Annotated in this window: 10 protein-coding genes; 3 read left to right on the top strand and 7 right to left on the bottom strand. The window is 40.9% G+C overall.

All coding sequences use genetic code 11. The features are described from left to right. Positions 1–49: 49 nt before the first annotated feature. Positions 50–232: a hypothetical protein gene (locus GBI66_RS09250; protein WP_151715882.1), complete on the top strand. Its 183-nt coding sequence runs from the start codon at positions 50–52 to the stop codon at positions 230–232. Here GBI66_RS09250 and nth read toward each other — a convergent pair. Then, positions 229–915, bottom strand: coding sequence for an endonuclease III (nth, locus tag GBI66_RS09245; protein WP_005208310.1), 687 nt, complete (start codon positions 913–915; stop codon positions 229–231). The genes GBI66_RS09250 and nth overlap by 4 nt on opposite strands. Further along, positions 916–1,731 carry an RnfABCDGE type electron transport complex subunit B gene (locus tag GBI66_RS09240; protein WP_308464060.1) on the bottom strand — a complete coding sequence of 272 codons (816 nt, stop codon included), beginning with the start codon at positions 1,729–1,731 and terminating at the stop codon, positions 916–918. Positions 1,732–2,087: 356 nt separating this feature from the next. Between GBI66_RS09240 and gdhA the strand changes: the two genes are divergently transcribed. Then, entirely contained in the window at positions 2,088–3,434 is a 1,347-nt protein-coding gene (gene gdhA, locus GBI66_RS09235) for an NADP-specific glutamate dehydrogenase (RefSeq protein ID WP_151715880.1), read from the top strand. 88 nt (positions 3,435–3,522) lie between these two features. On the opposite strand, the gene GBI66_RS09230 is transcribed toward gdhA, so the two are convergent. The 5 genes from GBI66_RS09230 to GBI66_RS09210 form a co-directional block, all read right to left on the bottom strand. Further along, positions 3,523–4,629, bottom strand: a complete 1,107-nt coding sequence (locus tag GBI66_RS09230) for an META and DUF4377 domain-containing protein (protein ID WP_151715879.1) — start codon at positions 4,627–4,629, stop codon at positions 3,523–3,525. A gap of 191 nt (positions 4,630–4,820) precedes the next feature. Continuing rightward, complete coding sequence (locus GBI66_RS09225) at positions 4,821–5,594, bottom strand: class III extradiol ring-cleavage dioxygenase (RefSeq protein WP_151715878.1); 774 nt, start codon at positions 5,592–5,594, stop codon at positions 4,821–4,823. A gap of 100 nt (positions 5,595–5,694) precedes the next feature. Further along, positions 5,695–6,174, bottom strand: a complete 480-nt coding sequence (rlmH, locus tag GBI66_RS09220) for a 23S rRNA (pseudouridine(1915)-N(3))-methyltransferase RlmH (protein ID WP_005145201.1) — start codon at positions 6,172–6,174, stop codon at positions 5,695–5,697. 325 nt (positions 6,175–6,499) lie between these two features. Further along, positions 6,500–8,929 carry an endopeptidase La gene (lon, locus tag GBI66_RS09215; RefSeq protein ID WP_151715877.1) on the bottom strand — a complete coding sequence of 810 codons (2,430 nt, stop codon included), beginning with the start codon at positions 8,927–8,929 and terminating at the stop codon, positions 6,500–6,502. A 144-nt stretch (positions 8,930–9,073) separates the two neighbouring features. Next, complete coding sequence (locus GBI66_RS09210) at positions 9,074–9,661, bottom strand: 5-formyltetrahydrofolate cyclo-ligase (protein WP_151715876.1); 588 nt, start codon at positions 9,659–9,661, stop codon at positions 9,074–9,076. A 482-nt stretch (positions 9,662–10,143) separates the two neighbouring features. Between GBI66_RS09210 and GBI66_RS09205 the strand changes: the two genes are divergently transcribed. Continuing rightward, a partial coding sequence (locus GBI66_RS09205) for an ESPR-type extended signal peptide-containing protein (RefSeq protein WP_151715875.1) occupies positions 10,144–14,410 on the top strand: 4,267 nt, incomplete at its 3' end.

Below are 14,410 nucleotides of genomic sequence, written 5' to 3'. Positions count from 1 at the left end.
ATTTTAAAAGAGCTCTGAATACAGAGCTCTTTTTATTTGGAGAAAGCTCATGCTAAAAGTGGTTTTAATTTTAGTGGTCATTTTCAGCGTCGTTTTACTGTTATTTCTTTTGTATCAAAGTCAGAAAATGTTGCGTCATGTACAGAAACAACAGGCTTTGGAAAATAAATTGAATGGTAAAGCTCGCCAATTGCATCCAAAACTGCAACAGCAAAAAAAACCTCAGGATTAACTGAGGTTTTTTATTGCGATTGGTTTGCTTGCGCCAAATTCAAAACGATCTGGCCAGTTACAGACATCTGCCACGATGCATTCACCACACTTCGGTTTCCGTGCGATACAGCAATAACGGCCATGTAAGATCAGCCAGTGATGGGCATCAATAATAAATTCTTTCGGAATCACTTTAATCAAGCGATCTTCCACTTCTAAAACGTTTTTTCCAACAGCTAAACCTGTGCGGTTACCGACACGGAAAATATGAGTATCAACTGCCATGGTTGGTTGACCAAAAGCTGTATTCAGCACCACATTCGCCGTTTTACGTCCTACACCGGGCAGTGCCTCTAGCTCTTTGCGTGTTTCTGGAATTTGCCCTTGATATTGATCCACCAAAATTCGGCAGGTTTTAATCACGTTTTCAGCTTTAGAATTATATAAGCCAATGGTCTTGATATATGATTTTAAACCATCAATTCCAAGGTCTAAAATGGCTTGAGCTGTATTGGCAACAGGATACAGTTTATCCGTGGCTTTGTTGACACTGACATCAGTTGCTTGGGCAGACAGTAATACTGCAATCAGTAGCTCAAAAGGAGAGGAATAGTTCAACTCGGTCTGAGGATGTGGTCTTTGTTCACGTAAACGTTCAAAAAAGGTCTGGATCTGCTTTTTAGTCATATTTTTTACGGGCATTTAGACCTCCTGCAATTCAGTTAAACGTTGTTGTAACGCAATCAATTGGGCTTGCTTTGATTCATCAGCACGAACACTGAGTTGTTTTTCAAGTTTTTTAATCTGGGTGCGTACTTTCGCAAGTTCGATTGTTGTTTTTGCATCGAGTGTGGTGTTTTCTTTCGGCTTATCTGCCAAGGTTATCACCGGCACATTATTGAATGCCTGAGAAAATTGGGCGAAGAATTCCACATCAATTTCAGCACGTACAATCGGCCCTTTACGGCTCAAGCGACGTTTTTCTTCACGTTGGATATGTGCGTAATAACGATGTCTTAAATCATCCTGTTCAGTCTCACGCTGCATTGTGGTGGGTAAAGGTTGGGTATCTTCAACCAGATCAATGCAGTCGACTGGACAAGGTGGAATGCATAACTCACAACCTGTACATAGGTCAGTCAAAATACTATGCATTAATTTGCCACTACCAATAATCGCATCTACAGGGCAGGCACTAATACATTTTGTACAGCCAATACATTCATCTTCACGAATCACCGCTTTGATCCGTTGCGGTCGCCCATCCAGTTGAATATCCCAAACACTGGGTTCAGCTTTGAGTTGTGGGCGTTCTAACAAGGCTGCAAGTGCATCTGCAACAGGTTGTCCACCAGGCACACATTTATTGGCTTCCTCACCCTCTGCAATCGATTTTGCGTAAGGTAAGCAGCCATCACGATGCCCGCATAAACCACATTGTGTTTGTGGTAACAGTTGGTCAATTTGGACAATAAGCGCATGTTCTGCAGTTGGGGACATGTATTGAAGATGAAGCAAAAAACAGGGAGCTTAGTATAGCAAATAATGATTTATCGCGGCGAAGCAATCGAGAAATATCCATAGCATTGAAAACAGGTTGTGCTTAAAAATAGTGCTTTTATTGGTGTTTTTTAGTGCAGTTAAATTTTTAGATCAATCTGCTTTTCTGTTGGAATGTGACTTTTTCTACATTTTTTACCTTTATTTATTATCTAAATAATGAATATTTATTGACCTAAGATTATGATTTTAATTAATAAAAATAGTTAAGCTTAAAAATAATATTGTGATGAAATAGTAATCTGTATTTAATAGTGGAAAACTCTATTTTGGTGCATTTTTAGCACCAAGATAAATCACAGGCTCGGGGGTGAATGTTGAAATACAATAGCTTAAATGACTTTCTGGATTATGTTAAAGCTAGAGATCCATATCAACCTGAATTTTTGCAGGCGGTCGAAGAAGTGATGACCAGCTTGTGGCCATTCATTGAGAAAAATCCGAAATATGCTCAATATGGCTTGCTAGAACGACTGGTTGAACCTGAGCGAGCGATTCAATTCCGTGTATCGTGGATGGATGACCAAGGTCAGACCCATGTCAATCGTGGTTTCCGCGTTCAATACAACTCTGCAATTGGTCCATACAAAGGGGGAATGCGTTTCCATCCTTCTGTGAACTTGTCCATTTTAAAGTTTTTAGGCTTTGAACAAACATTTAAAAATGCGCTAACTACTCTGCCAATGGGCGGTGGTAAAGGTGGTTCGGATTTTGACCCGAAAGGTAAATCTGAAGCAGAAATCATGCGCTTCTGCCAAGCTTTGATGCTGGAGCTGTATCGTCATCTTGGCTCAAATACCGATATTCCTGCTGGAGATATTGGGGTGGGCGGTCGTGAAGTTGGCTATATGGCAGGCATGATGAAGAAGTTAAGTAACGACACATCATGTGTGTTTACAGGTAAAGGGATTTCATTTGGCGGTTCATTGGCTCGTCCTGAAGCAACAGGCTATGGCACAGTGTATTTTGCAGAGGAAATGCTGAAAACCCGTGGCGATAGTTTTGCCAATAAAACCGTATCGATTTCAGGTTCAGGCAATGTGGCGCAATATGCTGCAGAAAAGGCGATGTTCTTAGGTGCTAAAGTCGTAACTTTGTCTGATTCAAATGGTACGGTCTATTTAAAGAATGGCTTCACTAAGGCTTTGCTCGATGAAGTGATGGAACTGAAAAATGTTCAACGCGGTCGGATGTCAGAATTCGCATCAAAGCATGGTTTTGAATATTTCGAAGGCAAAACGCCGTGGCATATCCCAGTCGATATTGCTCTACCTTGTGCAACGCAAAATGAGCTCAATGCTGAAGATGCAGCAACGTTATTGTCCAATGGCGTGATTTGCGTAGCAGAAGGTGCGAATATGCCATCTACACTTGAGGCTGTTGAAAAATTTATTGCAGCGAAAATCCTGTATGCACCAGGTAAAGCATCGAATGCAGGTGGGGTAGCAACCTCAGGTTTGGAAATGTCGCAGAATGCCAATCGCTTGGGTTGGTCATTTGAACAGGTTGATGAGCGCTTACATGCGATTATGAAAGAGATCCATCGTAACTGTGTCAAATACGGGACTCAGGAAGATGGCTCAATTAACTATGTTGATGGGGCGAATATTGCAGGTTTTGTAAAAGTTGCTGATGCAATTTTAGCGCAGGGTATTTATTAAAAATCGTACGAAATCCCTCTTTAATAAAGAGGGGCTTCCCATAAAAAATCCGATGACAGAGCATCGGATTTTTTATTTCTAAATGAAATTATGGTTTTTTCACAATCTCTTGTTCAACAACCATATCGAGTACGTCTGCAATGCTTGATTGGTCAGCAGCAGGGTTTTTAATGTCAAAACGTTTAACACGTACAATCACACGTTGTTGTGGGTTATGCTCAAAACCTTCGATTTGACCGTAGTACAATGACCAGTTTTTATCTGCGTAAGTTTTTAAACCTTTGTCATCATATTTGATTTCACGAACTTGCATACAAGTTTGTGGGGCAACACCTGTGCAAGACTTAGTTTCTGGTGAAATTTCCAAGAAAACTGTTTTACCTTCAGACTGGTATTTCGCTTCTGGGGTCATTTTACCAACGAAAGTATATTTTTGACCTTTAGCATCCGCGATTACCAATGTTGGTTGCTCTGGGTTGGTTGCATTTACTTCAAACGCGATTTGACGTTTTTGTAGAAGATCACCTGCGAATTTTTCTTGTGCCATCAATGCTGGTTCACATGCCATCATGGTTGATGCACCGTCGCCTGTCGCGATCAAACCATTTTCAATTTTCCATGATGTATTTAAACGGTTGCAACCTGTGTCTACAGATAAACGATCGTTCGCTAAGAAGCTTAATACGATTGGACGTTTAGTATTAGCAGGTTGATATGACCAAGTGTAATTAGTTAATACGTTGCTATTTGACACTTTTGCACCTGTAAATACATGCTTTTGACCTTTAGCATCAGTAACAGTCAAAATTGCTTGACCATTTACTGTGCTGATTTCAAATGGTACTTTTTTCTCGCTGAAGATGTCAGCAGATAAACGCTCTTGCTGCATTAAATCGTCAGCACAAGCCATCATTGTTGATACAAGAGGAGAAGTTACAATCTTGTTGCCTTCGACAGCCCAAGTACCGCCTTGGTTGTTACAGCCAGTTTGGATTGCAAGTTTTTGGTCAGCGTTAAAAGATAACACTAAAGGTTTAGATGCTTTAGAACCTTGGTAAGTCCAATTATATTCAGTTAGGTTTTTTGCAGCAGTTGTATTAATTTGAGAAATTACATTATCAGTTACATTTTGCACAGTTTGGCACGCCATTAAAGAAAGCGGAAGTAATGCAAGAACTAAATATTTGATTTTCATATTCAAAACAACGATAAATAAATAACAGACATAAGCTTAAAGGATTCTTAAAAAGAGAACATGTCATCCTTTTAGCAATTAAGTTTGTTAAATGTTTCTATTTGTAAAATTTTGGAAAAATATAGCAGATTTATAGGCTTGCCGTTATTTTGAGCAAGCCCATTTTATTTTTATGTGATGTAGTTGGATATTTAATCAAAGCGATAAATATCCATGCCCAAAGAACCCATCGAGAAGCTGCTATGCACGACGTTGAAGCGAGGACCTGTGCCCATCGCAAAAAACAGTGGGGCGAGGTGCTCTAGTGTTGGATGGTTACGCTGAATATAAGGAAGCGTTGGCCAGTCCAGCACTGCATCATAATCTTGATGGGTCAGTTTACTGACCACTGTATTGCGGAAACTGCTGGCCCAAGTTGGCACGTCGGCATCTGCTTGCCATGACAGTTCAGCAAGATTGTGAGTAATACTGCCCGAACCGATTAACAGAATTTGCTGCTCACGTAATGGGGAGAGGACCTGTCCAATTTTATAGATTTCATCTGCATTCATTTGAATTGGCAGTGAAATCTCAATCACAGGAATGTCTGCATCTGGATACATATGTAGTAGAGGCATCCAGACGCCGTGATCACGTGGACGCGTACTATTTGCATGCGCAGCAATCCCGGCTTCGGCAAATCGTGTAAGAATTTCTTCTGCCAGTTTAGGTGCGCCAGCTGCCGGATAACGAATGTCATATAGCGCAGGCGGAAAGCCACGGAAGTCGTGCCAAGTTTGTGGTCGAGTTGATGTATTGACCTCTAAAGCCTGACTTTCCCAGTGTGCCGACATCACCACAATAGCCTGAGGTTTAGGTAGATTATTACCTAAGCGATGAAGTGCTGGACCCACTTGTTCTGGATCAAGCGCAAGCATGGGTGAACCATGTGAGATAAATAATCCGGGTAAAGTTTGCAGATCCATAAATAACTACCTGAGAAGGAATATAAGCCTATCCTGACAAAATAGGCATCGATATGACAGCCCTTAAGTTTCAACATGTTGTTCTAAAATTAGAACAATTTTAAGCGCGATGGTAAGGATGGTTGTGATTAATGGTCATCGCGCGATAAAGTTGCTCAATCAACAAAATACGTACCATTGGGTGTGGCATGGTGAGTTTTGACAATGACCAATGCCAAGCAGCCGCTTTGCGAACAGCATCGGAATGTCCATCTGGACCGCCAATTGCAATCGCAATATCATTTCCTTCAAGCATCCACTGCTTCATCGTGTCAGCTAATTTTTCTGTACTCAGTTCACGTCCACCCACTTCTAAAGCAATCAAGGTTTCATTGGATTTGAGTGCATTGAGAATGCTTTCACCTTCAATTTGACAATATTTTAGAATATCTGCTTCTGAGTCATTTTTGCCGCGTTTTGCCATAGGTAGCTCAACGACCTGAGTTTGTACAAAAGGCTGAATACGTTTGAAATAGTCTTCAAATCCAGTTAGCACCCAAGCAGGCATTTTTTGACCAATGGTGAGAATGCGGATTTTCATAGGCGTGTGCGATTGAGGAAATGAACAATATTATAACGCTGTTGTCTCTTGCATGCAGGGAAGTGCGATTTATCTAGTCATAAAAAATACAACAAGCGCTTATACAGTACTCATAAAAAACGCAGCTCAAAACGCGTATGAGCTGCGATCAAAGTGCCATCCGTCTGGAGTTCGGATAGCGCTAAAATGAGTTCATGAGTCAAATTTAGCCTTTGTTTTTATCGACTCTATTTTTATTATGCCGCATGTTGGTTATTTTTCAACCATATTGTGTAACAAAAAAAGAGAGCCGAAGCTCTCTTTTTATTTTCAATTACTTAACAGATTAGTGACGTGCCGCTTTTACATCTTCTACTGGTTTAACAATAGGCGTTTTAGGTAAAGGCTTTGGTGTATCCGTCAATGCTAAAGGTAGGATGTCATCAATACTTTTCACCGCTTTGATTTCTAAGCCTTCTTTAACATTGTTTGGAATCTCAGCCAAATCACGGACGTTATCTTGTGGAATGAAAACCAGTTTAATTCCACCGCGGTGTGCTGCAAGAAGTTTCTCTTTTAAGCCACCAATACGCATCGCACGACCACCAAGACTTGTTTCACCTGTCATGGCAATATCTGGACGAATCGCAATACCTGTAAATGCCGATACAAGGGCAGTCGTCAGGGCTAAACCAGCAGATGGACCATCTTTTGGTGTTGCACCTTCAGGTAAGTGAACATGCACATCAGTTTCGTCAAAACGAGAAGCTTCAATGCCGAGTTCATCAGCACGAGTACGTACTACAGTCATTGCTGCTGTAATTGATTCCTTCATTACATCACCGAGTGAACCCGTAGTAATGAATTTACCTTTACCTTTTACTGCTGCAACTTCAATGGTAAGTAACTCACCACCGACAGACGTCCAAGCCAAGCCATTTACGCGACCAACTTGTGCTTCATCTTCGGCAATACCAAAGTCAAACTTGTGTGGACCTAAGTATTCTGGAAGATTGGCAGAAGTTACATCAATCTGTAAATTCTTAGACTTTTTACTAACTGCTTCTTTTACCACTTTACGCGCAATTTTAGACACTTCACGCTCTAAACTACGAACACCCGCTTCACGTGTATAACGTTGTACGATGTCGCGGATTGCTTCTTCGTGAACAGTCAATTCTTTTGTACGTAAACCATTGTTCTTGATTGCTTTCGGAACAAGGTAACGTTCAGCAATATTCACTTTCTCATCTTCGGTATAACCCGGTAGACGAATCACTTCCATACGATCCAACAACGCTTCAGGAATATTCATACTGTTTGCTGTACAGATAAACATTACTTCTGAAAGGTCAAGATCAAGATCTAAGTAATGGTCATTGAACTTGCTGTTTTGTGATGGATCAAGTACTTCAAGCAATGCTGATGCAGGATCACCACGGTAGTCTTGCGCCATCTTGTCAATTTCGTCGAGCAAGAATAGTGGGTTCTTGACACCAACTTTTGTCAATGATTGTACGATCTTACCTGGCATCGCACCAATATAAGTACGACGGTGACCACGAATCTCGGCTTCATCACGTACACCACCGAGTGCCATACGGACAAACTCACGACCTGTTGCTTTTGCAACTGATTCACCGAGTGAAGTCTTACCAACACCTGGAGGACCAACCAAACATAGGATCGGACCTTTGAGTTTTTTAACACGAGACTGAACTGCCAAGTATTCAACAATACGATCTTTTACGTCATCTAAGCCGTAATGATCTGTATCAAGAATTTCCTGTGCTTTCGCAAGGTTAATACTGACCTTGCTCGCTTTATTCCAAGGCGTATCTAAAATAACTTCTAGATAGTTGCGAACAACAGCCGCTTCACTAGAAGCAGGTTGCATCGCTTTCAGCTTACGAAACTCAGCTTCAGCTTTTTTACGTACGTGCTCAGGTAAATCAGCTTCCGCAAGACGTTTTTCAATTTCTGCAACGTCATCTTCCGCACCGCCATTCATATCGGAAAGTTCACGTTGAATGACTTTCATTTTTTCATTTAGAAAGTATTCACGTTGGTTCTTTTCCATTTGGCGTTTTACACTGTCATGCAGCGTTTGCTCAATTTGCTGTTCAGCAGATTGATTCATCAAATAGCTCATTAACTCTTGCAAGTGAGCTTCAAACTCGTCGTGCTCTAAAAACTTTTGTTTTACTTCAATATTTAAAGGCACACGAGTTGCAACGAAGAACATCAATTGCAATAAGTCTTCGATTTTATTTGCTGCTGCAACGAGTTCACGTGCATTACGTAGTTTCGCTTCTGCATATTGAGCGAATAGGGTACGTAATTCATTTAAGCGAGTCTCTTGGGTCTCTTGGTCCAAAGGTAATGTCATTGGGCTTAAATGATGTTCAGCTGTTAAGTATTCTTCGCCATCAATAATGCGTTCAAGCTTAGAACGATGTAAGCCTTCAATCAGTACTTTGATGCAGTTTTCATCATTCTCATGATTCACGACCTGTACGATTTTAGCTACAGTTCCATATTGATAGAGATTGTCGTGATCAATTTCTTCTGTGAGCGAATCTTTTTGCGCAACTACAAATACTAAATTGTCACTGTTACGAGCCACATCCACTGCATTGATCGATTTTTCACGACCCACAAATAGCGCGATTTGCATATGTGGATAGACCACAACATCACGTAATGCTAAGAGTGGTAATACACTTGGAACCTGTGGCTCTAAGCTAGTTTCATTATTTAAAATATATTCAGACATGAGCACTCCTAATGAGTGACAACGGTGTTGCCATGTTTTTTATAGTGATGTGCATTTGAAAAAATACAAGGGGTTTTGATTAGAAAATATAAAAAAAAGACTAAATTACTCAAGATTCATTGCGAAAATAAGAAAAACAGAGGACTAGCGCTTGAAATGATAGAACTTTTTAGGGCTAAGCAATCCATCTAAAGGTTGATCCCATTTTTGCCTGAATAAAGATTGATTGATATATTGAAAGTTATGCGCAAGGCCAAGGCGATATGGGCGATGCATTGCTGTCGCGAGTGTCCGATCATAATAGCCCCCCCCCATACCAATCCGTGTTCCCTGATGGTCGCAAGCCAATAAGGGCATGATGAGTAAATCTAAATGTGAAACATGCTGGCCGCGACTTGTCATCGGTTCTTTCATGCCAAGTGGATGATGAGAGAAACGTTTATTTAAATATTGTCTTGCGCTTACTCTGACCCAAACCAAATTTTGATTCATATTACAAATCATAGGTAAATAAACCTGCTTGTTTTGCCGAAAACAAAGCTTTAGCAGTTGGTCGGTATGTACTTCACCAAAGGCATGTAGATAAAGTCCAATTTTTGATGCGGATTTAAATCGAGAGAATTGTCTGAGACGAACCAGAACCTGTTGTTCAGCTTTATTTTGCTCATAAATAGAGAGTTGTCTTCTTTTTGAACGAAGTTGTTTTCTTAATGAGTTTAAGGTAGGGCTCATAAGGTTTCAAAACCAATCCTGATAGAAGCAATCATACTTGATTTACTCTATAAACTCTAAAATCAAAGATCCTGTTATTTATAAGTAAAATTTCAAACTGATAGTGTTATTTGTATTTGTTCTAATAAGTGTAAATTTAATAATTTATTCCAATCATTAATGTGAATTTTAGGTATTGAATAATATTTTATTATTCACTATGGAGTAATTGCTCTATTTTTCATGTTCTTTATAAAATAAAACAAAAGCAGAACAAAATAAAACATTTTTTTATTTTTGTGATTTAAATCATATATTTGTTTTATTGTTTTGTATGTGAATATGAGAAATATGTCTCATTTTTTTAATGTTCATGTTTGCTTAATCTTTACCAATTTACTCGATTTTATTAGCATTCGCGACTCTTTTTTGGCACCGAAACTAAAAATGCTTATTGGCATTTTTAGACCATCAATAACTGTTGTAATGATCTGAGAATTTTTATGAATAAAGTCTATAAAGTGGTTTGGAATGCATCGATTGGCGCATGGGTTGCAACATCTGAACTTGCAAAAAGTAAAACAAAAACTAAATCTAACGTTCTCAATTTGTCGGCTGCTATTTTAGTTGGGGCGATTAGTTTTTCTCCTGCTGCATTTGCTGCACAGAATATCGGTGGGGGTGGTGGATCAGGCACCTCAATTTCTGGGACAGCAACGAGAGATCAATGTTCTGAGGGTGTGGCAAATACCTCTGGTACTCGAGATATTGCAATTGGTTGTGCCGCAAAAACCCAAGGTACAGGTAGCTCGAATATTGCGAATCGGCAAAATCCTTATAATAACTCTACAGGTGCCTTTGCAGGTAACATGAAACAGGGTGGTGCGATCAGTCTTGGAGTTGGCGCAACCACTGAGCAAAACTTTGGAACTGCGATTGGCTCTTATGCGACGACGACTGATATTGCGGGTATTGCAATAGGTACTGCAGCATTGTCAAAAGGAAACACAGCGCTTGCAATTGGTCGTCAATCAGCAGCTACAGCAGATTACGCACAAGCACTTGGTAACGTTGCAGCGGCAACTGGTAAGGGTTCTTTAGCAATTGGTCACTCTGCAACAGCAGAAGGTTATCGTGCAATTGCAATTGGTTCACCTGATATTGAAAATGCGGGTTCAGTTGCAGGTCAAGCAGGTGCTGAATATCAATCAAAAATGGCAACTAAAGCGACAGGTAAAGATTCGATCGCATTTGGTGGTGGTGCCGTAGCGACTCAGGAAAACTCTTTAGCAATTGGTGCATTCTCTGAGTCGACTGGTGCAAAATCTGTAGCAATTGGTACTGGTGCAAAAGCCAAAAAAGATAATGCAGTTGTTATTGGTGATCAAGCTGAAACAACTTTTGATGGTGGTGTAGCCGTTGGTAAAGGCGCACGTTCAGAAGCTGAAAATAGTATTGCTCTAGGTAAAGATTCAAAAGCAACACAAGCAACGGGTGAAAGTTTCTTAACCAAAAAAGCTGCACCGACGGGTGTTTTATCTGTAGGTGATGTTGGTGCTGAACGCCGTATTCAAAATGTAGCAGATGGCGCAGTTGATTCTGATGCCGCAACCGTTGGCCAATTAAAAGCTGCACGTACCCATTATGTCAGTGTAAATGATAATGGCGTACAGGGCGGCAACTATGAAAATGACGGTGCAAAAGGCCGTAATTCAATTGCAGTTGGTGTCAATACAACCTCAACAGGTTCTGAGTCAGTTGCAGTTGGCTCAAACGCAAGAAGTACTGGTACGGGGGCCGTTTCTGTTGGTAGTGCAAGTGAAACAGTGGGTAGTGGTGACGTTGCGATTGGCCGTAATGCTTCAACCAAAGGTGCCGCAGGCACAGCAACAAGCTATAGCAATCAATCTATTGCGATTGGTGATCAAACTAAAGCAATCGGTGATCAATCCATTGCAATTGGTGCAGATGTAATTGCACGCGGTAACTCTTCAGTTGCGATTGGTGGTGATGATGTTGATAAAATTGCACAAGATGCTGAACTGAGCAAAACCTATACTGATATCACTGGTGGTGTGCTAAAAGCGGGTCGTTATCCGACAACCGAAGCGAACCATGGTTCAACAGCAGTTGGTACTCAGGCAGTTGGTACTGGTGCATTTTCATCTGCATTTGGTATGACATCTAAGGCAACTGGTGATGCTTCATCTGCATTTGGTGTGATGTCAAATGCTGCAGGCAAAGGTGCTTCTGCATTTGGTGCTGTTGCACAAGCAACAGGTGATGGTGCATCAGCAATGGGTATTAACTCACTTGCATCTGGTACAAACTCAACCGCAATTGGTTCGGGTAATAAGCCTGGTGAAGGCGCGACGGCAACAGGTAATGGTGCTGCTGCAATTGGTAGTAATGCCAAAGCGACTGGTGATAATGCTGCTGCAGTGGGTAAAGGTGCTGAAGCGACCAATGAAAATGCTGCTGCGATTGGTGGCGGTGCTAAAGCGACAGGTAAAAATTCTGCTGCAATTGGCGGTGGTGCATTGGCTGATCAGGAAAATGCTGTAGCAGTTGGTCAAGGCGCACAATCAATGGTTGTTGGTGGCGTAGCCTTGGGTGCTCGTAGCCGTGTTGAAGCCGAGAACAGTGTAGCATTGGGTCAAGATGCTGTCGCAACTGAAGCAACAGGAAGTTCATTCCTTACAAATCGCGACGCTTCAATGTCAAATGGTGTTGTTTCTGTTGGTTCTGCTGGAAAAGAACGCCGTATTACCAATGTTGAAGATGGTTCAGCTGATTCTGATGCGGTTACAGTGCGTCAGCTTAAAAATGTTGATTCTCGTGTAAATGAGAATGCTCAAAATATCAGTAATAATGCCCAAAATATTACCAATTTGAATCAAAAATTGGATGATACCAAAACTGATTTAGGCAACCAGATCACGGATACCAACAACAAGTTAGACGATGCTAAGAAAGACTTAGGTAACCAAATCACGGATACCAAGACTGAGCTTAATAACACGATCAACAACACCAAAACTGAACTGAATACCAAGATTGATAACACCAAGGTCGAGTTGGAAAACAAGGGCTTGAACTTTGCAGGTAATGCAGGTAAAGATGTACATCGTAAGTTGGGTGATAAGTTAAACATCGTCGGTGGAGCTGATGCTGCAACAGCGGAAGACAGAACCAGCGGTGAAAACGTGATTACGCGTACCACAGCAGATGGCATCAAGATTGAATTGTTGAAAGATGCGAAGTTCGATAGCATTACCACTGGCGACACTGTAGTGAACAACAATGGCTTAACCATCAAAGATGGTCCAAGCATCACTAAAGATGGTATCAATGCTGGTAATAAAGTCATCAGTAATGTTGCTGATGGCAAAGATGGTAAAGATGCAGTCAATGTTGATCAGTTAACCAACGTTAAAGATGGTTTAGATGGCAAGATCATAGATACCAACAACAAGTTAGATGACGCGAAGAAAGACTTGGGTAACCAAATCACGGATACCAAAGATCAGTTAACGACTCAGATCACAGATACCAAAACTGAGTTAAACAACACGATCAATAACACCAAAACCGAACTGAATACCAAGATTGATAACACCAAGACTGAGTTGGAAAACAAAGGCCTGAACTTTGCAGGTAATGCAGGTAAAGATGTACATCGTAAGTTGGGTGATAAGTTAAATATCATCGGTGGAGCTGATGCAGCAACAGCAGAAGACAAGACCAGCGGTGAAAACGTTATTACGCGTACCACAGAAGATGGCATCAAGATTGAATTGTTGAAAGATGCGAAGTTCGACAGCATCACCACTGGCGACACTGTAGTAAACAACAATGGCCTAACCATCAAAGATGGTCCAAGCATCACTAAAGACGGCATCAATGCAGGTAACAAAGTCATCAGCAATGTTGCAGATGGTAAAGATGGTAAAGATGCAGTCAATGTTGACCAGTTAACTAACGTTAAAGATGGTTTAGATGGCAAGATTACGGATACCAACAACAAGTTAGACGATGCGAAGAAAGACTTGGGTAACCAGATCACGGACACTAACAACAAGTTAAATGATACTAAAGATCAGTTAAAGACTCAGATCACAGATACCAAGACTGAGCTTAATAACACGATCAACAACACCAAAACCGAACTGAATACCAAGATTGATAACACCAAGACCGAGTTGGAAAACAAGGGTTTGAACTTTGCTGGTAATGCAGGTGCTGATGTTCATCGTAAGCTGGGTGATAAATTAAATATCATTGGTGGAGCTGATGCTGCAACAGCGGAAGACAAAACCAGCGGTGAAAACGTGATTACGCGTACCACAGAAGATGGCATCAAGATTGAATTGTTGAAAGATGCGAAGTTTGACAGTATCACCACTGGTGACACTGTAGTGAACAACAATGGCTTAACCATCAAAGATGGTCCAAGCATCACTAAAGATGGTATCAATGCTGGTAATAAAGTCATCAGTAATGTTGCTGATGGCAAAGATGGTAAAGATGCAGTCAATGTTGATCAGTTAACCAACGTTAAAGATGGTTTAGATGGCAAGATCACAGATACCAACAACAAGTTAGATGACGCGAAGAAAGACTTGGGTAATCAGATCACAGATACCAAGACTGAGTTGGAAAACAAAGGTCTGAACTTTGCAGGTAATGCCGGCGGTGATGTCCATCGTAAGTTGGGTGACAAGTTAAATATCGTTGGTGGAGCTGATGCGAATACTGCAGAAGACAAAA

The organism is Acinetobacter sp. TUM15071 (assembly GCF_008980925.1).
GTDB lineage: Bacteria > Pseudomonadota > Gammaproteobacteria > Pseudomonadales > Moraxellaceae > Acinetobacter > Acinetobacter dispersus.
This window is presented reverse-complemented; position numbering and strand designations above follow the sequence as displayed.